This window comes from Mucilaginibacter gossypiicola (assembly GCF_900110105.1).
GTDB lineage: Bacteria > Bacteroidota > Bacteroidia > Sphingobacteriales > Sphingobacteriaceae > Mucilaginibacter > Mucilaginibacter gossypiicola.
Genome location: NZ_FOCL01000001.1, coordinates 999,710 through 1,023,190 on the forward strand (window position 1 = coordinate 999,710; position 23,481 = coordinate 1,023,190).

The following is a 23,481-nucleotide window of genomic DNA, read 5'->3' on the forward strand; positions in this document are numbered from 1 at the left end:
CATCAGGATGCCTGCGATAAGTAATCCGTTTTTGAGATCTTCAGCTTTTTCATTTTAGCATGCAGCGTAGTTGAGGGGGTGCCTAACACATCTGCAGCTCCGCCCGATCCGGCTATTTTGCCTCCACATATTTTAAGTGTTTGGATGATGTGGGCGCGCTCAATTTCTTCAAGAGTTTGATTAACAGACAGGTCTTTTCCAAAACGGGTTTTAGGCAGGTATATCTCTCTCAACGTGCTGCCGTTGGTTAACAAAACGCTTCGTTCTAACAGGTGCTCCAGTTCTCTTACATTACCGGGCCATAGGTAACTTTTTAATTCCTGCATTACCTTACTTGATATAGCAGTTACTTTTATTCCGGTATTTTTGCTGTGCCGGGCAAGGAAATAATTAGCCAGCTGGGCTATATCTTCGATCCGGTTCCTTAAGGGCGGCAGGCTGATAGGGAAAACATTGAGCCTGTAGTAAAGATCAGCCCTGAAACGCCCGGCATTTACCTCCTCTTCCAGGTTACGGTTTGTTGCCGCAATTATCCTTACATCAACCTTAATAGTAGTTTTACCGCCAATCCGTTCAAATTCACGTTCCTGGATAACCCGCAGTAATTTTACCTGAAGTTCTAAAGGAAGCTCACCTATCTCATCTAAAAACAAGGTACTGTTATGAGCCTGTTCAAATTTGCCTATCCGTCGTTCTACCGCCCCGGTGAACGCGCCTCTTTCGTGCCCAAAAAGTTCGCTTTCGATAAGGTTTGCCGGAAGCGCGGCGCAATTAACTTTGATCATTAACTTATCCTTTCGTGGCGAGCTCTTGTGGATCCCACGTGCCGCCAACTCCTTGCCTGTCCCTGTTTCGCCGGTAAGCAGCACCGTCGAATTTGTTTTGGCAACAATTGACATTAAGTGATAAACCTGTTGCATTTCGGGGCCGTTGCCAACAATTTCGGCCGCATTGTAAATGGTATTTATCTGCTCTTTCAGATGATCATTTTCAACCTCAAGCATGCTTTTGTAGGTAATAAGCTGCTCATTAACCAACACATTTGATATCGCGGTGGAGATCTGCGCGCAAATCCCTTTCAATATCGGCAGGTTGACAATGTCTGTTTCCATAAAAAGTACCCCAATATCTTTATTTCCTGTTCGTAGGGCCACACCGAGCATCTTTCTTAACCCCATATCACTCCAGGTGCGCACGTATTGAGGAACAACAGCACGGCGCATTTCTTCATTAGTGATAAAAAGGACGGGCTCAGTGTTGCTCAATACCTTATCTTGTATGCCATCTTTTATAGGAAATTTCGCGGCGATCATTTGCCTGAATTCGGGATCATCTTTAAAAGTGTTAGTGCTGTCATAGATGTACGTGCTGGTTGTTGCCCCATCGCAATTGATTAGCCTGACAGTATATCCTTTTACCGAACTCAGCTTTTTTACTGCCCTTTCTACCGCCGCCGACAAATCGTGTTTGCTGCGTACAGCAGCAATGTCATGGCTAAAATCCAGCAGGAAAGATTTTTCTTTTTCCTTATTGGCGATCTCCTCATTTGCCGCGATATTACTTGCCGCCGTAAATAATTGACTGGAAATGCGTTCAACAATATTTAAAGCTGCAGCATCAAATGCCCCCTTTTTATCAGCAAATAATATCAGCCCCAGTTTGTGTTCGGCTTTACCAGGGAGGATGTTGACCACCATTTCACGGGCCCCGGCGGCATAGTTAAGTTTAAACCAAAGGGGTGCCTTATCCAGGTCAAATAAAGTCATATCGAGCACAACGGGACCTTCACTATCTGACGCGGCATCATAAATACCATCATTAACCAGGTTTGGCAACTCAACGGCTTCACCGTACTTAGGGAATTTTTGTGTGGGTGAATCCGGGTCCGTTACATATACGCTGTAATATTCTTCCGCTTTGTCTACAATAGTCATTACATTATGCGTAAACTTTACAAGCTTTTTAAGGCCGGCATTAACAACGGTAAGCAGGTCTTTTTTGTGGCGTACTGTTACCAGATTATTGCTTATATCCAGTAAAACTTCATTAACCCACTCTTTAAATTCAATTTCTTCATTTATTTTAATGTTGGATACCGCGCTGGAAAGCTGCGGGCTGATCATCGATATAACAGCCTTAAAATCGTCAGAAAAAGAACCCGGACGGTCTGAGTAAACCAATACATGCCCGATAGTTTCCATTTTGCTTTTCAGCGGCACTATCATAGCTTCTTTTATCCCGCATTCGTAATTCACCTTTAAAAAACCTGGAATACCTGGCTTGTTTATGATATCATCCAATAAAAACGATACCGGTATATCAGAACCATGGGCCTTACTGATAAATGGATCATCAAGAACAAAGCGAGAAGCAAGTAACGATGGTAATTCGTCGCGGTGTTTGATCTTTAGCGCCTCTCTGTCAATTAAAAAAGGATAATAGGTTTGCTTTTCCTTATCTACCAGTGATACCACCGCATGTGTAAAATAAAACAAGCTTTTAAGCCCCGATGAAAAAACCTTGATCAAATCTACCTTAGTCCTTACTTTGGTAATGTCATTACTTAATTCAAGCAGTACCTCTTTCTCTTTTTCATAGCAGTTAACGTGTTTTTTAAGTGTTCTAAGGAAACTCTTTTTATCTGTCTGTTGATTTTCGAAATCATCTATTACCTTTAAAAATCCGGGCTTTTCCATCTTGCAAAAAATTGGGTAAGGGGTACACCATGGCAGGTATTGCCGCTGTGATAAAGACGGCCGGCAAAAACTGCGATCATAAAATAATGCCGTGGCGGGTTCAAACATTAATGGTTTGTCTAGGCGATCTGTCTTAAACCGTATTTTAACAAACGATTTCATATCTGGCACAATTCACATCCATTCAATCCAGGATCACCACGCCTCAAATCCCACCCTCGGATAATCCCACCACCGGCATTTATAGGTCATTGACAATCGACTTTCCAGAATTGGACATGCCGGGTAAAAATTATCTAAACCGGGTTTAAACGCTGAGTAATAAAACAGAATGCCCCCGAAGTTATTCCGGAGGCATTAACTTTAAAATGATGATAAAATAACTATTTAAGCGCCTTTTTGATCTCGGAAGCAACCTGCAGCATGGCGGCCCTTGTGCCGGGTACATCGGCAATTGGATTAAGCAAGCCAAAGTCATGGATCATGCCGTTGTAACGTACTGATGTAACTTTCACCCCAGCTTCGTCAAGTTTACGGGCATATGCCTCACCTTCATCACGTAACACATCGTTTTCGGCTACCAAAATAAATGCCGGTGGTAAGCCTTTTAACTGCTCGTTGGTTGCTTGTAATGGCGACGCATAGATTTGTTTACGCTCATTAGGATCGGTAGTGTAATTATCCCAGAACCATTGCATCATTTTTTTGGTAAGAAAGCGCTGCGTACCGAACTGGTTGTATGATGCGGTTTCAAAACTGGCATCGGTAACAGGCCACATCATAACCTGCAGCTTAATTTGCGGGCCTTTTTTATCCTTAGCCATCAAGGCTACAGCCGCGGTCATGTTACCACCAACGCTGTTGCCAACTACAGCCAGGCGTCTGCCATCAACACCTATTTCTAATCCGTTGGCGGCAACCCATTGCAGGGCCGTGTATTCCTGGTTAATAGCCGTAGGGTAATGCGCTTCGGGCGAGGGCGTATAATTTACAAAAACGGCCGCCGCGCCAGAATTAACTACAAGGTCGCGCACCAGACGCTTATGGGTAGGAAAATCGCCTAATACCCAGCCCCCACCGTGGATAAAAATAAATACCGGCAATATCCCTTTGGCGTTAGCAGGTTTAACCACATCTAAAACCAGGCGGCCTCCCCCGGCAGTAATGGTTTTCTGGCTTACCTTAATATCTGAGTAATCAAACTTTACCGATTCCTGGGCACCTGTAAGTACAGCCCTTGCCTCAGCCGGGGTAAGCTCTTCAATTGGTTTGCCTTTACCAGAATTGAGCACATTTAAAAAAGCTTTGATATTGCTTTCGATGTGTGGATCCTGCGCCGGATCAATAGTTTGCGCGGCAACATTACCGCAAACAATCGCCACAAAAAAGGACGCTAAAATTGTAATTTTTGTTTTCATTTTTTGAGTTGGTATATGAGTTTAACTCTGCTAAATTACCCTGTCCAATTAAGCCACTCAATGCACATACGGCTAAAAGCAATGGACTTTTTTCCCGCGTCGACAAAAGCAACCATCTCAAAAAGCTTATCATTAAATAAAAAAGCCCCACCGCTTTTGCGCGATGGAGCTATAAAATTGTTTATCAAGGCAAATAGGGTCAGCTTATTTTTTCTCCGATGCGGCAATGATCACTTTAGCTACAGCATCCGGATGAGATATGAAAACCACGTGGCTCCCTTTGATCTCTGTAGTGCGTGTATTTGAACGCTTGTACATATTACGTTCGATTTCTGGATTGATGCTTTTATCTTCGGTTGCTACAATGCCATAAGCCGGTTTGGTTCTCCAGGCAGCATCTGCAACAGGGGTTTCAAAGCTTCCGCCAAAAATGGGCTCCTGCGAGGCGAACATAAAGTCGGTTTCGGCCAGGCTTAAGTCGCCGGCGAAACCTGCATGAAATTTGGCTTTGTCATAGTAAACAAACCCCTTTTCGTCTGGCGGCAAGATACCGTACTCGGGCAATGTAGGCGCAGTTGCGGCCCACTTCAAAGTATTTTCACCTTTGTCAGGTTGGTAGGCTGCAACATAAACCAAACCGGCAACTTTAGGGTGCATACCAGCTTCGGTAATCACTACACCACCCCATGAATGACCTACTAAAATGACAGGGCCATCCTGTTTATCCAGAATGCGGGTAGTTGCATCCACATCATCTTTAAGTGAAGTAAGCGGAATTTGTACAGCCGTTACATGGTAGCCCTTTTTGGTAAGGATCTCAAAGACACCTTTCCAACCCGAGCCGTCGGCAAAGGCCCCATGCACAAGTACAACGTTTTTGATCTTTTCCTGCGCGTTTGATAAAACTGGCGGTAGCAACAGGTAGCTCAGTACGAATGCCGCGATAAGTTTCCGGCCCATACTTAATTTCGATTGGTTTGATTGTTTCATTTTCATAGTTATTTTTTGACAAAGGTATTTTGTGCACAAAGGCTCATCAATGGACAAAGAGATGCTACTAATGGACATTTTTCCCGCTTCAATTTGTTGACAGCTGGAAAATGATCTGTTTTGGCGGCCTCAGAATCCACTGGGCAAAAAAATAGCGGGATGTTCTCCCGCTATAAAATAATAAACCGTGTTTTAATTTACTTTACTTTGTTAAATGAGCCCTAAGCATCCAGGCCATTTCTTCGTGAGTTTCCAAAAGCTGGGTAAGGTAATCGCTGGAGCCCATGTCCTGATACTTTTCGGCAAAGGGTGTGATATTACCTCGCAAAAACATGATGATACTTTCGTGGTCGGCCAATAGTTCTTTGATATAGCCCTGGCTATTATTGCCGTTTTCAAGCTTTTCGGTTAAATGGGTAAGCTGCAAAAACTGGGTTAATGTAGCCGGGGCATAGTGACCAATTTTGCGCATCCGCTCGGCAACACCATCAACTACTTCTTCAAGCTGTTGATATTGCGATTCAAAAAATACGTGAACGGTGTGAAAGTCGGCGCCCTCAATGTTCCAGTGAGCGTTCCTGGTTTTAGTGTACAGGATAAATTCGTCGGCCAATAATTTTGCCAACTCGTCGGATACCGCCTTTCTGCCGGCTTCGTTAATTCCAATGTTAGTTTTCATGTTTGATGTATTGTTGTTTTGTTGATTAGTTCGTAGTTATTCTGATCTCAGTTGTTTTTTATTAGTTTTTATCATCCGTAAAATTGTTATACCAATGCGTGCCATCGCAAAACGGTTTGTTTTTCGAGCCGCCGCAACGGCACAATGTGTAATGCTCCTTTGATGCACCTGCCAGAAATTCGGCATCCAGTTTTATGCTTCCTTTAACACGGTAAGGGCCATTCTTCGAAACTGTAATCGTTGGCTCGTTAATTACAGGCTGGTTTAAACCTGGGTTGGCAAAGCTGAAGCTTAATGCTCCTGAAGGGCATCTTTTTGTTTGCTGACTGATCCTTTCACCGCCGGCGGCCGTTTGATCAACAAAGGGTTCTTTTCCAAGCCTGAAAACTTCGGGCAGTTCATCGGTACAAAAGCCCGAATGCTGGCAAATACCGCGGTTATCACATACCGTAAAATCGGTAGCGGGATATTTATCCAACCTATCGGGCGTTCTGCCGGGTAGCTTGCTGCTATCAAAACCTATGCGGGCGTGGGTGCCGTCACAAAAAGGTTTATTTGCCGAACCACCGCAACGGCATAAAGCCATCTGGGGTTCGGCCGGTAACCGTTCCCCTTTCGAGTTGAGTAAGTTACTTACACCTTTAACCAGGTATGGCCCATTGGCAGAGGGATTAATTTCGGGCTCAAGCTTTGCGGAATCAGCAAATTCAACCTTAGGAATTATTTTTTGTGCCTGCACCGTTTTTTTTATAAAAAGCTCGGAAAGTGCCTGCAACGCCGCCGAAGCCTCTTTAACTTCGGGCGGTGAAGTTTTCTGTTCGGCCAATGCTGTGGTCTCTTTTGCGAGGTTAAAAAGCCGCTCGCAGAAAAACACCCATGCCGATTCTTTATGCGGCAGCAAGGTTATATCCCGGTTATACCCAAACCCCGGACCAGCCATTAACGCCGCATTTGCAGCGTCGCCGAGAGGCATTTTGGCAAGCGCCTCGCCCATTGGGCGTATCACAGTGGTCATAATCCGCAGGGTGGCCCTTGATAGCATTTCCAGCTCTTCCTCGGTTTCATCGGTATGGGCAAAAAAGCGGAGCAGCATTTGTAGCATGGTATCGTAACTCATGTTAAAAATATCTGCAGCGCAATGTGTATCGCTGTCAAGTATTAACGTGCCGTCGGTTGTATCGTCATAAAACCGGGTCATGGGGTTCGAAGCCATTTTCCTTACCGGCTCAAACACGGTATTGGTATTCTCAGCTTTTTCCAGTTCGCTGATGAACTGCTTCCTGATAGTATCAAATACCTCAAAATGGCAATCGGGGTGTTGTTGCGTGGGGGCTTCTCCCTGCTCAACTATCATTTCAATAGCCTGTAATGCAGATTCCCGGTTTACCACCGGAATTAATTTGCCGCTCAAATCAACATAGCGGGCATTTGCCTGCGCTTCTTTTGGCCCGATAAATAGCACATCTTCCGGAATACATTTAAAACCCGATGCCACCTTGTGATAAAACTCGCCTACGGTTGTAAAGTCAATTTCATAAGGCTCCTGAAATTTAAAAGCCTCGGGGCCAAAACGTGCTACCAATTCTGGTTCGGCCTTAAACTGCCTGGGTTTCAATTCAGCATATTCTAATTCCTGTTCCCTAACAACTTTATTGCGCAGTTCATCATATTGAGCATGTAAAACCGGTTCAAGCACGCCCTCTTCGGGTAATTCAAATATTACCAGTCGTTCAATTGTTGCAAGCGAGAAAGGTTCAAGCGTTAACTTAATGCCAAAAGGAAAAGCGGATACAGGTAATGGGAAATTTGCCCGCTTAAAATTAGGCGCACCGCCTATAGCTGTAAGCATATTGTTAACCTGGGCAAGGTGCAGCATCTCTTCAACTGCTACCATAGCAAGCTTTCGCTTCCAGGTTTTAACCATGGTGAGTTGCTCTTCCGTCATCCCCCCTTCATCAAGGTTCGATTTTAGGGAATATGCTGCATAGAGATAAACACAGGCCAAACCATGCTCCAATTCGGCCGCCCTCGAGAGTAAATAAATAAGCTCCTCCCTGCTTTCTACGTCTTTAACTACTGATTCACGTTGAGTTGGGTTATTCATATTTTAGATGTTTTAATTTGCAAAATTATTGAAACCGGACCTGCTTAAAGGAGACCAGACAGGCACCCTGCAGGTAATCCAGGCGTCTGTACTAATCGCCATCACAAATGCGTTATCCGTAATGGCGGTTCAAAATCAGGAAGTTAACCTGACCAGGATATCTATAGCTTTTGAAATCTCTTCTTCAGAAAGCGAAGCGAACCCAAAACGGATTCCGTTATCATTCGGATTGCCGGGAAGCCTGAACGACATACCGATCATGCAAAGCCCTGCATGGGCAGCATCTTTAATTATTTTGTTTACAGGATATTGCTGCTTAAATCTAAGCCATACAGCCATTCCGCCAAGCGGCCGGGTAAATTCAACAGCGTGCGATAATTTTTTGATAAGCAGATCGCAAATAAAGTCACAGCGCCGGGCGTATAACTTGTTCGATCGGTTAATGTGCCGCACCAGGTCGCCGTTGATGATCATCTGTGCCAGCATAAATTCAATAAAAGTGTCGCCTCTCAAATCGATCAATCGCTTCAGATCGGTTGCTTTTTTTACAATATCGGGTGTAGTTATCATGTAGCCAACTCTTATTGAAGGAGCAAGCAGCTTGGTAAACGACCCAATGTAAATTATTTTCCCACCATGAGGAGCACTGGCCAGGGGAAGGATCGGGTTATTGGTATAATGGAAATCGTAACCGTAATCATCCTCAATTACATAAAACCCGTACTGTTCAATCAATTGAAGCAATCGTCGCCTTCTCCCCACCGACATGGTTATAGTAGTGGGATGATGCAAATGAGGAACTATATAAAGCATTTTTACCGGCGACTTTTTAAGGATGTGTTCCAGTTGATCCAGGTTGGGCCCTTCATTATCAATTCCTATTTTTGAGATACGGGCACCGGTGTTTTCTATAATCTCGTCGGCATAACGATAATTAGGTTCCGTTACCACTACATGATCACCTTTGTTAAGCAATACCGTAGCCGCTAAATAAATAGCCATTTGAGCCCCGCGGGTAATTAACAGGTCGTCCTTACGGATGTTTAAACCCCTGGTTTCGTTTAAAAACAAGGCGGTTCCTTCTTTGAGTAGCGGCAGGCCGCCATGGTCTCTCAAACACATCAATTGTTTAATTCTGGCACTGGTGGCCTTATCCCTGTAAACTTTACTGATCTCATTAAAAGGCGCGAGTTCTGCGTCGGGAAAACCATCATTAACCACAATATCCGAGCTTTTGGTTAGCCGGTGCTCCGGTTGCAGTGCAGCTTGCAAGGCGAGGTTTCTTGATGTAATATTATCGGGTGATGAAAAAGAGTTGGGTGGTTGAAATGACCTTGGCTTAATTACCGGTAGTTCGGGTGTTACGCGGTAGCCCTTCCTGTCCACGGGTTCTATCCAGTCTTCTGTCATCAGCTCTTCGTATGCATTGATAATCGTTTTACGGTTAACCGTAATAAATTCGGCCATTTGCCTGGTGCCTGGGAAGAAAGTACCTGGCGGAATTAAGCCTTCCCGTATAAGGCTGATGAGGCGATTGGTGATCTGCCTGTAAACAGGAATCTGGTTTTGCTTATCGATTACTATCAGGTTGTGGTAAGGAAGCATCGTATTTTTATAATTAAATTGATTTGCCGCCCTGCTTTGAAAACTACATTAAAATATCATCAATGCAAGACTCAGCAGTTTTGCAATGCGCATACCAGTATATAACTATTTAATTTTCAATCATTTATAAATACTAGCCATTCTAAATGACTCCATATTTGGTACCCCGATATTCTCTTACACCATATAAAGCGGAAATTTTACCATAAAAAACGCCCGCCACTTAATAATGACGAGCGCCCAAACCATAAAACATAAAAAGATGAACTATGCCTTTTTAGGCTGGTTCACATACCAATTTTCGAAATTGATATTAAAGATTTTAGCATCGTTGCCCGGCACTAACATTTGGTCATTCAGTTCCACTCCATAATAACTTGCATGTACGTCAGCAACAACTTTACGCGGATCGCCATTTTTGGTCAGATATTGCTGAACAAGGTCTGAAAGATTGAATTTATCAGGACCAGCTATTTCTACAGTTTTATTAAGAGGATCCATCAATGCTACTTTGGCAACAGCAGTAGCTACGTCAGCAGATGCTATTGGCTGAATATGAGCGGGTGACAAACGAACAGTATCGCCATCAGTTGCGGCGTTGGCAATCCCACTTAAAAACTCAAAAAACTGTGTAGAGTGTATAATTGAATAAGGAACACCAGAGGCTTTGATCAGATCTTCCTGTGCCTGTTTTGCACGAAAATATCCGCTTTCCTGTAAACGATCAGTTCCAACAACCGATAAGGCGAGATGGTGTTTAACGCCTGCTGCAATTTCGGCAGCAAGCAGGTTTTTACCCGATGTTTTGAAAAATTCCATTACGGCGGTATCTTCAAATGAAGGAGAGTTTGCAACATCTATTACCACATCTGTTCCGTCTAAAGCTTCGGCAAGGCCTTCGCCGGTTATTGTGTTAACACCTGTTGCCGGCGAAGCAGCTATCACTTCATGCCCCTGATCTGTAAGTTTATTTACAACTTGCGAACCTATAAGCCCGCTGCCTCCTATTACTACTATTTTCATAATTTGTATTTTTTAATGGCCTTTGTAAGCCGTTTTATAATTTTTTTTTATTGATGATGCAGAAAATGCTCCCGATAAACCTTTTCATCAAAGCCAAACAACAGAAAGTTTTCGTCTTCAATAACCGGGCGTTTGATAATGGCCGGCTCTTCAACTAATAGCGCAAGCGCGTTTTCACTGTTTTTTATCGACTCCCTAACTTCTGCGGGCAATCTTTTCCAGGTAAGGCTCTTTTTATTGAGAAATGTGGCGTAACCGGATGTTGCGTCCCAGCCTTTGAGTTTACCTGGCGAGATCCCCTCCGTTTTGAAATTTTGAAATTCAAAATCTACGTTTTGAGCTTTTAGCCAGGCCAAAGCCTGCCTTGTACGCTTGCAGGTGGTTAAACCATAAACTTTCATAACGTTGGTTGATGTGGCTGATGGCTGTTTATTTCGCTGCGGTTATGAATGGTAATTCTTTAGGCCCGATGAAGTACACCAACAGTTTAGCTTCTTCGGTTTTGCTCATATTTTTGCTTTCGGCATGCAGGCCGTTAGGATCTTCCCAAAACGCTTCGCCTTGTTTGTAAATATGGGTTTTGCCATTAAAAGTTGAAGATATATTTCCTTGTAATACATAGGCTATAGTAGGGATCGGGTGTCTGTGGGCTCCGGAAACTTCGCCGGGTGCAAACTTCACGATCACCATTTTAACTTCCTGACTTTTAATTTGCGGCGTGGTGATGATTCGTTTAAAAATAACTTCAGGTTCGTACTGTGTAACATTCACATTAGCACATTTGGGGTCCTTTTTTGCTTGGGCGCTAACGCCTAATGCAGCGCAGAACGCCAATAAGGTTAAACTTATTTTTTTCATAATAGAATAATTATACCCAAACCCGTTATTGAGTTTGTAAGACAAAATTAGGTGGTGTAAAAGTGCTTAAACTGGTCCAGGGGGAAGCCGGGAGAGGGTCCAACTGGTATTGCCGGGAAAAGGGCGCAAAAGGAATTAATTATGATTTGAAAGAAATATCAATGGTAATAAAATTCAATTTCAGAGCTCGCTGACTGGTATTGGCGATGAAGTGTTTTCTATTTTGAATTGAATGGTTATAGTAACGCCATCGTCGTTTCTAATCTCAAAAGCCCCCCCTAATTGTTTGCTGAGGGCTTTCATCATTTCCATACCCAATGACGAGGTTTTGGCCAGGTTAAAATTGGGTGGCAGCCCCCGGCCATTGTCTGTAACGCTTAGGGTAATATTCTCAGGTGATGATAGCAGTGCTTTAAGATAAATTTCACCCCCATTTTCATCAAAGGCGTATTTAATGCTGTTGGTAATGGCCTCGTTTAATATCAGGCCCATGGGCACGGCCTGGGAGATATCCAGGTTTACCGCGTCCAGTTCTTCTCTGAATCTTATTCTCCGCCTGTTACAATCGTAACAGGTGTTCAGGTACCGGGCCAGATCATTAATATAATCGGCCATTACAATGGTGGCCACGTTACTTTTATTATAAAGCTTTTGATGTATAATGGAGATGGCTTGTACCCTGTTTCGGCTGTCCTTTATAGCCTCAATGGCATCGGTATTTTGCAAATAGGCTGATTGAGTATACAGTAAGCTCATCACTATTTGCAGGTTATTTTTAACGCGATGGTGCACCTCTCTCAATAGCCACTCCTTTTCTGTGATCAGGTCTTCCTGCCGTTTTAATAAAGTGTCTTTATCGTTTATTAGCTTTTCCTTTTCTTCAAGCAGGGTTGATAATTTATTGTTTTGACGGTTGATCTCATCCTGCTTCTTTTCCAGGCGGATATTGCTTCGCTGTTTACCCCGGTACGCAACATATATAACACAGGCAAATACAACCGCTACTAAAACACCTGCGAGGGTGATGTTGCGTTGCTGGTTAACCTTTTCCAGCTTATTTTTTTGCATCGTAGCGCTATTATTAAGTGCCTGGATGGTTTTATCTTTTTTAATGGAATTGTAGCTGGCCTCTAACTCATTGATCTGTTTTACTGTGGCCGCGTTGGTTAACGAGTCCTGCATGAGGCGAATTTGCTGAAACTCCTTTAGCGCTAATGCAAAGTTGCCGGCTGCCGAATCAATTTTAAATTTATAACCGTTAAGAATAATACGCGACGACGGCGAGATTCTTTTCAGGGGCAAATTTTGCAGAAACTTTAATTCGGCCGATAATTTATCCCATTGCTTTGTGCGGATATAGTATCGCGGAAGCGGATCATAATTCTTTACAAAGCCATCAACTACATAAAACGACGGGTCATTATCAAGCGTACCGTACAGTTTGCCAAACAGGTGCTTAAATTCCGGCACCAGGTTGGCCGCATCTTTGTCACGCCCCAAAAAGTTGTATAGCTGCATTTTGCGCGCAACGTACCGGCTTTTATTTTCAATTGTTTGCTCCGGGAATTTATCAGGTGGTGTATTTGCTAAATAGGTAAGCGCAGCACCATACTTTTTCAGGTTGATGTAACTATTGATGATACCATCAATAGATTTATAATAAAAGTCCTGTTCGTTAATTTTAACCGCCAGATCGGCACTTTTTTTAAAATATGGGATAGCCTGCGCGTCTTTATGGTTTTTCTGGTATGATAAAGCGAGGTAAATGCTAAAAAAAGCGGCATCGCCATCGCTGTGGTTTGGATCGGCGTCACAGGCATTCATACACGCTATCCTTGTAAGCAATTCTTTCTGGTACTGATCTCTCCGCGAATACACTTCAGCCAACATATAATATCCGTAATAAATTCTCGGAAACTTCAGGGCTTTGTATTCAGCTATTACCGTTATCATTTCGCGTTCGGCTTTGTCATACCGCTTTTCGTTCAAATCGGCATCGGCTATTTTGCCAAGCGCATCAGCAATTTTTAACCTGTCGGTCCCTTTACGGTAAAGCTCATATGCTTTGTTAAAACATTTTGCCCTGGTTTCCAATACGGATGGATTGTCGTATCTTAAATAATTCCCATATGTGGTCCAATATTCAGCCTCTTTATCATGATCGCCTTTTTTACTATAGTAACCAGTTATTTGGTTAAACAATGAGTCGGCAGTTTTGAAATCGTTTTGTAAAATATAGGTTAACGCTTGCTGAGATCGTGCCTGGTTAAAGAAGTCGGCGGCATTAATAGATTTGCTTAAGGCCGTTGCCGCGTTTAAATAGTAACGGGACGAATCAATATCTTTATCCGTTAGAGCCTGCTTGTTTATAAAATACTGCCCCAGTTTAATAAAGATTTTAACCCGGTTTGTGTCGGGCTTTGTTTTGTTTAAATCACCCATTAAACTTTTAAACTCCTGGGCATGGGCTGAGTATTGCCAACAAAACAAAAGGCAATAAAATAACAACAAAACAAAACGACGTATCAGCGAATGCTTCATGAAATTTACTAACTGGACATAGTTTATGCCCTGGCAAATGCAGGAGATTAAAAGTAGATATTTTTAATGAATGAAAATAAATAACAGGACAACTTTTACGTAAGTATCCAAATAGATAGCCAAATACAAACAGTTTCATTAATTCATTAAACTACTTTTAAAAATGATAAAGACCACGCGGAAGCATATGTCGCAACTTATATCTTTTGCGGAAAATAATCCTGCTTGACGATATTAAGCTTTTTCATTTTAGCATGCAGCGTAGTCGGCGGTACATCCAGCCATTCAGCCGCCCCGCCTTCCCCGGCAATTTTACCGCTGCATTTTTTCAGTACAGCGATGATATGGTTCTTCTCCACATCAATAAGCGTTTTATTCTTGAAGATCTCCTGATCGCTGAGGTTCTTCCCCGTGTCGTTCGGCAGGCAGATCTCTCTTAATACGCTATCATCTGATAATAGGATGCTCCTTTCTATCAAATGTTCCAGCTGCCGCACATTTCCAGGCCAGGAATAACTTTTAAGCTGCTGCAATACCCTATTGGATATGAAATTGATTTTCTTACCTGTTATCTTACAATAACGAACCAGGAAAAAGTTTGCCAGTTCGGCAATATCATCCTGCCTATGGCGCAAAGGCGGTAAACTAATTGGGAAAACATTGAGGCGATAATACAGGTCGGCCCTAAAGCGGTTTGCATCAACTTCGGCCTCCAGATCGCGGTTGGTAGCAGCAATGATCCGTACATCAACCTTTATCGTTGTTTTCCCTCCTACTCTTTCAAACTCCCGCTCCTGAATAGCCCGTAGTAATTTCACCTGTAACTCCAGCGGAAGCTCGCCTATCTCATCGAGAAAAATAGTGCCTTGATGTGCCAGCTCAAACTTACCTATCCTCCTATCCATAGCCCCGGTAAATGATCCCCGTTCGTGACCAAAAAGTTCACTTTCTATCAGGTTTGCCGGTAATGCCGCACAGTTTACCGTTACCATCGGCTTGCTTTTTCTGGTTGATGCCTGGTGGATTCCCCGGGCAATAACTTCCTTTCCCGTACCGGTTTCGCCAAGCAGCAAAACCGTCGAATTACTGTGTGCTACCATGGTCATCAGCCGATATACTTTTTGCATTTCGAGGCAATTACCGATGATGCCGGGGTATTGATTGCTGAAAACAGGTTTCATTGCTGATCGATCTTTACCTGTTTTCAGACCCGAATCAATAAACACGCCCTGAGGCAGGTCAAAATACAAATTCGATTTTTGCGATTCTGTTTCCGGGTTGGATGTTATTCTTTCAGTGATCATTTTAATTTTGTTTAGGGAGACTTCGTTTTAAATGCTTCGAATTTTATGCCACTGGCATAAAATTGAAAAAAGGGGCTTTTCAGCATGCTACCCGACGATATTTCGGCGGTTTCGTTTTTTAAAAATTCTATTTCGTCGGTTTTCATCAACGGGTACCCGGTACTTATCCTGCCACCCCCACTTTCAAAATTTATCCATGTTACTCAAATAGCTTAGTTTTTAGGATACATTTGGCAATTCATTAAAATAGCCGGAAATTGTATAAGATTATTTGGCCCGCGGCACACATATTGGATTGGATATTTTATAACCAGAAAGTTATTTAATGGATTTTATCCGCCCGGATGAATTTGGCTCGGGAGCAGGGTATTCCGAAATAGCTTTATTTTGTAACATATATCGATGAAGAAAATACTGATAGTAGAAGACGAGTCTCTTGTAGGGCATCACCTAAAACTGATCTTAATATCGGCCGGGTACAAAGTTACCGGCATTTCAGAATCTGTTGGTGAGGCCTTAACTTCTATCGACGAACAAAAGCCCGACCTGGTGCTGCTTGATATCCACCTGAAAGGTGCACTAAACGGTATTGACCTTGCCAGGAAGCTTACCGAAAAAAATATGGCATTTGTGTACCTCTCTGCAAACTTTCAGGGCGCATTACTTGAAGAAGCTAAATCAACGATGCCCTTCGGCTTTATTATTAAGCCGTTTCGGGAGGATGACCTGCTAACCACGCTTGATGTTGCTTTTTACCGGTATCAAAACAGCCTCGAAAGCAGCAGGCAACAGGAAATGGAACTGAACCAGAAGTTGAAGGAGATCCGCGATCATGAGGGCGATAGGATGCAAAAACTGCTACGCATTGCCGATAATCTGCAAGCCTATATCCCCTTTGATTACCTGAATTTTATACTTAAAACCACAAACAACACAACAGTTACCAGTATTGGTTTTTTAAGGATAGGTTTTAATGAATACCAGGCTTTGGGAGAACAGGAGTTAATGAATGTAACTGGTACCGATGGCAACTCGCTGAAAAACATTTATAGCTCACTGCCCGCAACAAATAAAGCTCAATATATTAATAGCGAAGAACTTGATCTGCTATGCAATCAAAATCCACTGAGTAAGATTATCACTGATACCTATGATTTTGAATCAGCGTTATTTTTCCCGGTTTCACAGGCTAACTCAACTTTGGTAAGATATGAGTTTTACAGCAGAAGAGGCAATACTTACGGGCAGCAGCATGTGGCGTTGCTAAGCCGCCTGCTTAACGCTTTAGGCAGCGTACTTGAAGGAGACAGGCAAAATCCTGATATAAGTAATCTGATCTCTTACCCAGCCAACGAACCGGTGCTTCCCAAAGAACGTCTACGTGATTTTGACGGTATTGTAGGGCAAAGCCGTCCTATGCTAACCGTACTTGATCATATCAACACAATTTCACCGTTGGATACATCTGTACTCATCCTTGGAGAAAGTGGCACGGGTAAGGAAAGAGTAGCAAAAAGCATTCATTCGCTATCGGGCAGGGCAAACAAACCGCTGGTTGTTGTAAATTGTGCTTCTCTCCCTGCAAACCTGATCGAAAGCGAACTTTTTGGTCACGAACGGGGCGCTTTTACCGGAGCACTTGAAAAGCGAACCGGTAAATTTGAAATGGCAGACGGGGGCACCATTTTTTTGGACGAGATAGGCGAATTACCCATAGACCTCCAGGTAAAGTTGCTTCGCGTATTACAGGAGCAGGAAATAGAACGCCTTGGAGGCAAGGGACCTATAAAAATAAATGTGCGGATCATAGCGGCCACCAACCGCGACCTGGAAAAGGAAATGGAAGAAGGACGGTTCAGGCTTGATTTATATTATCGCCTCTTTGTGTTCCCGATCATCATCCCTTCGCTCAGGGAACGAATTGACGATATACCGGCGCTCAGCAATCATTTCATCTCCTACTATTCAAAAAAGTACAGGAAAGCCATTAATGGGATCTCGGCCGGAGCGATGGCTCAGATGCTTGATTATTCATGGCCCGGAAACGTAAGGGAACTGGAACATTTTATTGAAAGAACCATACTATTATCAAAAACACCAATTATTGAACAGGTTTTACTACCCAAATATCCCGGCAGTAAAGCAACCGAACCGGAGGTTGAGGTTGGTGCAAGAATGAAAACTATCGACGAAAATGAAAGGGATTACATCATCACCGTGCTTAAAAGCTGTAATGGCAGGATCAGAGGTGCCAGCGGCGCCGCAGCTGTAATGGGATTGCCCCCAACCACTCTCCATTCAAAAATGAAAAGGTTAGGTATTAAGTAAACGGCATATTATTTTAATAGTGCTTAGTAAATGTTATTGAATAACAGGTAGCGTTAACGCTGCGTTTTCAGCTCTTGTTATCGCCCTTCTGCAATCTCGCCGATGGCGATACCGACCATATATCGAACGGTAACCTCCTCCCCGTCCGATATATCGCCCGAATTACCTTTCAAACAAACAACAAGACACTCTATTACAACCAATTAAATAAATGGCATAATCTTTCGTCGCTTATATTTTTTCATTTTAAAAGCAGCCTGATCGAATTGGTTGCGGTAATCAATTAAACGGCTTCATTTTGAATGCCTCGTGAATAGTAATGACCAAAACAATTTATTTAAACCATATATCACACGATGAGAAAGCTTGCCATTTGCTTTTTTTTAATAAGCTATCCATTCATCGCGGGCGCTCAAAATGCGGCCGAGCTAATTCAAAAGCTTCAAAAAACAACAAATGACACCAACCGGATCAATGTGCAACTTCAATTAGGTGAGTATTACTTAAATAGACAAGGAGAGTTATCTAAAAATATTGATAGCGCCGCTTATTATATAACACAAGCCGAAACACTTAGTAAAACTATCCATGCCACAAAGCATCTGCACCTTACGCTTTTTACCAAAGGAGAACTTTACATAAAACAGAACAATTGGAGCATGGCCGGCCAGGTTTTCACCCAGGTTGCCAACTATTACCAGGCAAGTCACCAGCCGGTAAAGGAAGCAAATCTATGGCATTATTATGCCGACCGTATGCCTGTATCGGACAAGGCAGAGGTTGAAGGTAAGTTAAAGAACCATAATAAAGCCTATGAAATTTACCGAAAAAATGGATTTAATCTTCATGCCGCTGATGAACAGTTCCGGATAGCGTTTACTTACCAAAATGCCAATCAGTTTGATAAGGCCGAACAGGGATTTATAACTGTTATTAAGCAATATCAGCTTTTAAAAAGCCCAAAGGTAGCATCTGTTTATTACAGACTGGCGGATAACTATTACAGAAAAGGCGATATGCCAAAAGAACTACTTGCCCGTATTAATTGTGTAAACGCCTACGAAGCCTCCCCTAAGCCAGATCTTAACTGGGGACAATATTATTACTTTACACTGGGCGTTGCCTATTATAACAAGCGTCAGTTTGAACAAGCGTTGATCTATCACCAAAAATGTGTTGATATTTCAGCCAAACTTAACAACCAGGAATTGTACAACCTGGGGGTTCACGAGATACTAACCTGCTATATTAACCTTAAAAAGTACGCAACAGCCTTCGCCTACCTCAAAAAAACATTTAACAGGTACCCCAAAAAAACTGTAGTTCAGGAAGGCATGTTTCTCTCGGCCGAGTTGAAGCTATACAATCACATGAACAACAGCAATGGCGCCGAAAAAATGATCCCGAGGTTCAAAAAGGTATTTCAGCAGGTTTATAAAGATGTTCCCGAGCAGACCAAAAAGAATTATTACGCCATGGATAATTTTATTGCCGCCTATGATCCGCTACCTAAGCATTACCTGCTTACCAAACAATGGGCGAAGCTGAATGATGAATTAAAGATGCTTGAAGCGCTGCCTTCCGGTAAAATGTCTGTGCTTTCAAAAATGACCATCTATCAGCACCGGTTCAAAGTTGATTCGGCTAAGGGCGACTTCCGGGCCGCGTTAAAAGGCTTTCAGCAACTTAAGACCATCAAAGATTCCCTTACCAATGCTGCAACAGGCAAGCAGATCAATGAGCTTGAAGCCAAATATTTATCAGTACAAAAAGATAAAAAGATACAGGAATTAAATAATCAATCAACCATACAAAAAAACAATCTTGAGAAAATTCATCAGCAACGAAACATCACTTTTGCAGGTGTGTTGATAGGTTTTATATTGGCCGGGGTGTTATACCTGGCTTACCGAAGCAAGCAGCGTAGCAATTTTAAGCTAAAAATTAAGCAAAAGGAAATTAACCATCAAAATGTTTCTCTTTTCTCCCTGCTGAACGAAAAAGAAAAGCTAATTGAGGATAAGGACGATCTGTTAAATCGCCAGCAGGACTTGCTCACGGAAAAGGAATGGCTACTTAAGGAGGTTCATCACCGGGTTAAAAATAACCTGCAAATTGTAATGAGCTTACTGTATACGCAATCCGCTTATTTGCAAAATACCGATGCCAGGGATGCCATAAGGGATAGCCAAAACCGGGTACAGGCCATATCAATCATCCACCAAAAACTTTATAGTAAAACTAATGTAGCCACCATTGTTATGGCCGACTATATTACTGATTTGGTCAGATATCTTTACACTTGCTATGACTGTGGACGCCGGAAAATCAGGTTTAAAGAAAATCTGGATCATGTGAATCTTGATATTTCCCAGGCAGTGCCTATGGGCCTCATATTAAACGAAGCCATTACCAATAGTATAAAATATGCGTTTGGGAAAGATGGCGGAGAAATATCTATTGACGCCCAATTATCGGTACTGGAAACCATTACATTACGTATTACCGACAACGGCAAGGGGCTGTCTCCGAATTTTAATTTAGCCGAAACTGCATCATTGGGAATGGAGATGATGAGGGCGCTTAGTAAACAGTTGGGGGGTAGTTTTGAGATTAGAAGCCAATCTGGAGTTACAGTACTTGTAAAATTTAAAGTTGAAAACAAGATGATGATTTGAGCTTGAAGATGTCGCTATCAAATTCTTTATTTATCCATAATATAAAATTGACAACGTGAGGATTAACACAGTGATAATTAACGAGAGTTCGATAATCGAACTTTTTTAAGCTGGAAATTAAAAAAGGGGGGTATAAAATCCGATTTCTATCAAATTTTATACTTTTTCAGGCCATTTAGAATCTTCAATAATTTATATTTAACTATTTTATTTTCAATTCACTAATAAATATTAGAAGAGATAAAAGAGGTTCTACCTGAATCCCCTCGCCTCCACCCGAAGGGATTTTCGCAGGAAAATCCCTTTTTTTGTCGATCACCAACAACTACTTACCACTCATTATCAGATAGTTACACACAAACACAAGTAACAGTGTAGGGGTTCGATAGATGCCGTTTTTGTAGTATAAATTGCTGTCGAACACCTTTGAAACCAAAAAGCGTACCAGTTTTATCAAAAGCGATAGCTGTTAAGCCCCCTAATTGTTCCAACGGGCCCCCGCCTTTAATGAGGACTCCACTACGTGCTGCGCGGGCTATGGCGCTCAATACAGCGCTTGGTGTAGAGATCGCTAATGCATAGGGACTGGCAGCTACTAACACTGCCATCGCCCTGTAAAAGCTTTTGCTGAAGGGCTCGTTAATAACGAGATAGGCGAATAGCAGAATCACGACCAGGATAAGTACAGCCGGAACATAATACTTTTGAAGTTTATCCGTAAATAACTGGGTAGGTGATTTTTGCGCCTCTGTATCATTCACCAGTTTAACTAACCTGGATAGCGTGGAATCAGCTGCCAATCTTGTTACCTTAACTTCCAAAACCTGACTACCATTAATTGTTCCGGCAAATACCTTATTTTCAGCTCTCAGGGATTTATCATCATAATCTTTTTCGGGATCGGTAACCGGGGATTTATCTACCGGTACGCTTGCACCCGTAATCGTCGCTTGGTTTACACTGCTTTCGCCTTTAATAACCGCCCCGTCGGCAGATATTTTACTGTTAGGTTTGATGATGATAATATCTGCCAAGACCAATTCTTCAATCGGAACTTCGGTTTCCTTGCCATCCCTGCGCACAATAGCCGTTTTTGGTGCGAGGTCGGCTAATGCAGCGATAGATTTTGTCGCTTTGCCCATCGCATAATGTTCCAGAGAATGGCCGAAACTAAACAGGAATAACAATAATGCGCCCTCTGCCCATTGACCGAGAAAAGCGGCACCAACAGCAGCGACCAGCATTAAAAGATCTATTTCAAACTGACCTTTGCTGATGGCCTCGAAAGCTTCTTTGGTGGTGAAGAATCCGCCGAAGAAATAACAAATGCTGTATAAGATTGTACTGGTTAATGGTGGCAAAGAATGGATAAATGATAGTCCAAACCCTAAAGCCAGGAACATACCGGAAAGGATCGCAAATATCAACTCTGTATTCTTGCCAAAGATGCCACCATGTTCATGGTCGTGCCCCGTTTCGTCCTCGTCGTGTCGATGATCTCGTGCCTTTCTTCTTTTTCTTTTGCTGGTGATATATCAATCCTCGGTTGCTTTGCGCCGGTGGGTTTTTCTTTATGTGTTCCTTTTTCATAGGTTCTAATTCATCATTATGTTATCAAAATTAAGTAGGCAACGCATGCAATCGTAGTGCATTATTTCTTACATGCTGCACATAGCCCTTTTACTAAAAGGTTGATCTCCTGTCTATCATAACCGTCTGGTAACATAATTTCAGGAATATGGGTTCTTGGCAGGCAATGTGTTTCTTTACAATTAGTACAATAAAAATGAATGTGCAGGTCATGGTGGCCATTGGCTGTGCAATCCGGCTGGCAGAGGGCGAATTTGGTAACACCTGTACCATCTTCGACACGGTGTACTAATCCATGTTCTTCAAAAGTTTTAACTGTCCGGTATAAAGTCACCCGGTCTGTTTTTTTCAGACTAACCTCCATGTCAGTCAGACTTACCGCGCTGGTTTGCTTTAGTAAATAGTCCAGTACAACCAACCGCATCGCGGTTGGCTTGATCTGTTTTTCCTGCAGTTGCTTTTCTAACTCCTTCATGGCTTATTCTTCTTCGCCGCTGCCTGCTGCTTTTGATTGTAAATAAAATGCCCCTTTTGTAGCGATCTGCACCCCGGCAGGTAATGCGTTTAACGGAGTAACCTGGATATAGCCGAGTTCGGCTACACCCGTTGTAACTTCGGTTTTTGTAAAAATGGTCTTGCCGTCTTTGGCATGGGTTGAGGTAACAAAAATGTATTGCTTACCTTCAGAGCGAACTACCGCATCGACAGGCACCGCATCGGTTAACTTGCTACCGGTACTGATCAGCGCGGTAACATACATGCCGGGAATCAGGTTCTGATGCTCTTTATTGTTGATAACCGCGTGAACAATTACACCTTTACTTTCATTTTCAAATGATTTATTGATACCATTGATGGTGCCATTGATGACCTGGTTATTTTGGTTTGTCAATTGGAAGCTTACTTTCTGACCGACTTTGACCGCCATCAGGTCTTTTTCAAACACGGTCAGATCGCAATGGATTTTGGAATTGTCTACCACTTCCATAATAGAGGTACCCGGTTGAACAAATGCACCTGTATTTGCAGTAATCGTACCAACTGTACCGCTAATAGGCGATAAAACAGGGAATTGGGAAACGATATTGCCGCTGGTGATTCTGCCTGGAGAAACCCCCAATTGCCTTAATTGGCTTTCGTAGGCCGTAAGCCGGGAACGCTCCGCGTTGTAGGTCGCTTCTGAAGATTGAAAATACTTACCGGTACCTGCACCTGCGGCTTTCAATTGACTCTGGCGGTCATATTCTGCCTGTACATAGGTAAAGTTGTTCTTAGCTGCCAAATAATCCTGCTGTATTTTTATTAAGTCCTGGTTTTTAATCGTTGCCAATACCTGACCTTTTTGAACCTGCTGACCTTCCAATACGTTAATATTGCCAATGATCCCGCCCGACAGGATACTGACATCGGCTTTGTTTTGAGGTGGTACGGCCAATTGTCCGTTAGCCTTAACGACGGCATCCAGGTTCTTTTGTTCAATTGGGCCTATGACAATCCCAACTGATTTCATTTGCGCGTCGGAAAGTTCCAACCCGCTTTCTTTATCCTTAATTTCAGTTTTAGGATTTTCTTTTTCTTTATTTTCTGAACCTCCGGAACAAGAAGCCAGCAGTGTTCCTGCGATGAGCAAAGTGGCTGCGTATATTTTATATGCTTGATATTTCATG

At 42.7% G+C, this 23,481-nt stretch carries 16 protein-coding genes; 2 read left to right on the forward strand and 14 right to left on the reverse strand.

Annotated elements, in window-relative coordinates; translation table 11 throughout:
* Positions 1–2: 2 nt before the first annotated feature.
* The 11 genes from BMX50_RS34730 to BMX50_RS04270 all read right to left on the reverse strand — a co-directional run bounded on the left by BMX50_RS34730 (position 3) and on the right by BMX50_RS04270 (position 15,218).
* The gene (locus BMX50_RS34730; protein WP_208864638.1) at positions 3–2,696 is read right to left on the reverse strand and encodes a sigma 54-interacting transcriptional regulator; all 2,694 of its coding nucleotides are present in this window, start codon (positions 2,694–2,696) and stop codon (positions 3–5) included.
* Positions 2,697–3,079: 383 nt separating this feature from the next.
* Entirely contained in the window at positions 3,080–4,114 is a 1,035-nt protein-coding gene (locus tag BMX50_RS04225; protein WP_091208051.1) for an alpha/beta hydrolase, read from the reverse strand.
* A gap of 204 nt (positions 4,115–4,318) precedes the next feature.
* Positions 4,319–5,104, reverse strand: a complete 786-nt coding sequence (locus BMX50_RS04230; RefSeq protein ID WP_091208621.1) for an alpha/beta fold hydrolase — start codon at positions 5,102–5,104, stop codon at positions 4,319–4,321.
* Between the two features lie 202 nt (positions 5,105–5,306).
* Complete coding sequence (locus tag BMX50_RS04235) at positions 5,307–5,783, reverse strand: Dps family protein (protein ID WP_091208054.1); 477 nt, start codon at positions 5,781–5,783, stop codon at positions 5,307–5,309.
* 61 nt (positions 5,784–5,844) lie between these two features.
* Positions 5,845–7,887: a ferritin-like domain-containing protein gene (locus BMX50_RS04240; RefSeq protein ID WP_091208056.1), complete on the reverse strand. Its 2,043-nt coding sequence runs from the start codon at positions 7,885–7,887 to the stop codon at positions 5,845–5,847.
* A gap of 135 nt (positions 7,888–8,022) precedes the next feature.
* Complete coding sequence (locus BMX50_RS04245) at positions 8,023–9,492, reverse strand: aminotransferase-like domain-containing protein (RefSeq protein ID WP_091208059.1); 1,470 nt, start codon at positions 9,490–9,492, stop codon at positions 8,023–8,025.
* 267 nt (positions 9,493–9,759) lie between these two features.
* Positions 9,760–10,515 (reverse strand): SDR family oxidoreductase, encoded by a 756-nt coding sequence (locus tag BMX50_RS04250; RefSeq protein ID WP_091208061.1) that lies wholly within the window; start codon positions 10,513–10,515, stop codon positions 9,760–9,762.
* 47 nt (positions 10,516–10,562) lie between these two features.
* Positions 10,563–10,916, reverse strand: coding sequence for a Spx/MgsR family RNA polymerase-binding regulatory protein (locus tag BMX50_RS04255; RefSeq protein ID WP_091208064.1), 354 nt, complete (start codon positions 10,914–10,916; stop codon positions 10,563–10,565).
* A gap of 28 nt (positions 10,917–10,944) precedes the next feature.
* Complete coding sequence (locus BMX50_RS04260; protein WP_091168741.1) at positions 10,945–11,373, reverse strand: cupin domain-containing protein; 429 nt, start codon at positions 11,371–11,373, stop codon at positions 10,945–10,947.
* Between the two features lie 180 nt (positions 11,374–11,553).
* A complete protein-coding gene (locus BMX50_RS04265) occupies positions 11,554–13,815 on the reverse strand; it encodes a histidine kinase dimerization/phosphoacceptor domain -containing protein (RefSeq protein WP_167667805.1) in 2,262 nt (753 codons plus the stop codon).
* Positions 13,816–14,111: 296 nt separating this feature from the next.
* A complete protein-coding gene (locus BMX50_RS04270) occupies positions 14,112–15,218 on the reverse strand; it encodes a sigma-54 interaction domain-containing protein (protein WP_091208073.1) in 1,107 nt (368 codons plus the stop codon).
* Positions 15,219–15,620: 402 nt separating this feature from the next.
* On the opposite strand from BMX50_RS04270, the gene BMX50_RS04275 reads away from it, so the two are divergent.
* Positions 15,621–17,546, forward strand: a complete 1,926-nt coding sequence (locus BMX50_RS04275; protein WP_091208076.1) for a sigma 54-interacting transcriptional regulator — start codon at positions 15,621–15,623, stop codon at positions 17,544–17,546.
* 356 nt (positions 17,547–17,902) lie between these two features.
* Complete coding sequence (locus BMX50_RS04280) at positions 17,903–20,224, forward strand: tetratricopeptide repeat-containing sensor histidine kinase (RefSeq protein WP_091208079.1); 2,322 nt, start codon at positions 17,903–17,905, stop codon at positions 20,222–20,224.
* A gap of 350 nt (positions 20,225–20,574) precedes the next feature.
* Here BMX50_RS04280 and BMX50_RS04285 read toward each other — a convergent pair whose 3' ends face one another.
* The 3 genes from BMX50_RS04285 to BMX50_RS04295 form a co-directional block, all read right to left on the reverse strand.
* Positions 20,575–21,651: an HAD-IC family P-type ATPase gene (locus tag BMX50_RS04285; protein ID WP_244280844.1), complete on the reverse strand. Its 1,077-nt coding sequence runs from the start codon at positions 21,649–21,651 to the stop codon at positions 20,575–20,577.
* Between the two features lie 224 nt (positions 21,652–21,875).
* Complete coding sequence (locus BMX50_RS04290) at positions 21,876–22,289, reverse strand: Fur family transcriptional regulator (protein ID WP_091208082.1); 414 nt, start codon at positions 22,287–22,289, stop codon at positions 21,876–21,878.
* A gap of 3 nt (positions 22,290–22,292) precedes the next feature.
* The gene (locus tag BMX50_RS04295) at positions 22,293–23,480 is read right to left on the reverse strand and encodes an efflux RND transporter periplasmic adaptor subunit (protein WP_091208086.1); all 1,188 of its coding nucleotides are present in this window, start codon (positions 23,478–23,480) and stop codon (positions 22,293–22,295) included.
* Between the last annotated feature and the right edge of the window lies 1 nt (position 23,481).

Coding starts and splice junctions, on each gene's coding strand:
- BMX50_RS04230 (WP_091208621.1), bottom strand. CDS start 5,104: ATGAAACAATCAAACCAATCGAAATTAAGTATGGGCCGGAAACTTATC.
- BMX50_RS04245 (WP_091208059.1), bottom strand. CDS start 9,492: ATGCTTCCTTACCACAACCTGATAGTAATCGATAAGCAAAACCAGATT.
- BMX50_RS34730 (WP_208864638.1), bottom strand. CDS start 2,696: ATGGAAAAGCCCGGATTTTTAAAGGTAATAGATGATTTCGAAAATCAA.
- BMX50_RS04235 (WP_091208054.1), bottom strand. CDS start 5,783: ATGAAAACTAACATTGGAATTAACGAAGCCGGCAGAAAGGCGGTATCC.
- BMX50_RS04265 (WP_167667805.1), bottom strand. CDS start 13,815: ATGGGTGATTTAAACAAAACAAAGCCCGACACAAACCGGGTTAAAATC.
- BMX50_RS04240 (WP_091208056.1), bottom strand. CDS start 7,887: ATGAATAACCCAACTCAACGTGAATCAGTAGTTAAAGACGTAGAAAGC.
- BMX50_RS04295 (WP_091208086.1), bottom strand. CDS start 23,480: ATGAAATATCAAGCATATAAAATATACGCAGCCACTTTGCTCATCGCA.
- BMX50_RS04270 (WP_091208073.1), bottom strand. CDS start 15,218: ATGATCACTGAAAGAATAACATCCAACCCGGAAACAGAATCGCAAAAA.
- BMX50_RS04280 (WP_091208079.1), top strand. CDS start 17,903: ATGAGAAAGCTTGCCATTTGCTTTTTTTTAATAAGCTATCCATTCATC.
- BMX50_RS04225 (WP_091208051.1), bottom strand. CDS start 4,114: ATGAAAACAAAAATTACAATTTTAGCGTCCTTTTTTGTGGCGATTGTT.
- BMX50_RS04250 (WP_091208061.1), bottom strand. CDS start 10,515: ATGAAAATAGTAGTAATAGGAGGCAGCGGGCTTATAGGTTCGCAAGTT.
- BMX50_RS04290 (WP_091208082.1), bottom strand. CDS start 22,289: ATGAAGGAGTTAGAAAAGCAACTGCAGGAAAAACAGATCAAGCCAACC.
- BMX50_RS04260 (WP_091168741.1), bottom strand. CDS start 11,373: ATGAAAAAAATAAGTTTAACCTTATTGGCGTTCTGCGCTGCATTAGGC.
- BMX50_RS04275 (WP_091208076.1), top strand. CDS start 15,621: ATGAAGAAAATACTGATAGTAGAAGACGAGTCTCTTGTAGGGCATCAC.
- BMX50_RS04255 (WP_091208064.1), bottom strand. CDS start 10,916: ATGAAAGTTTATGGTTTAACCACCTGCAAGCGTACAAGGCAGGCTTTG.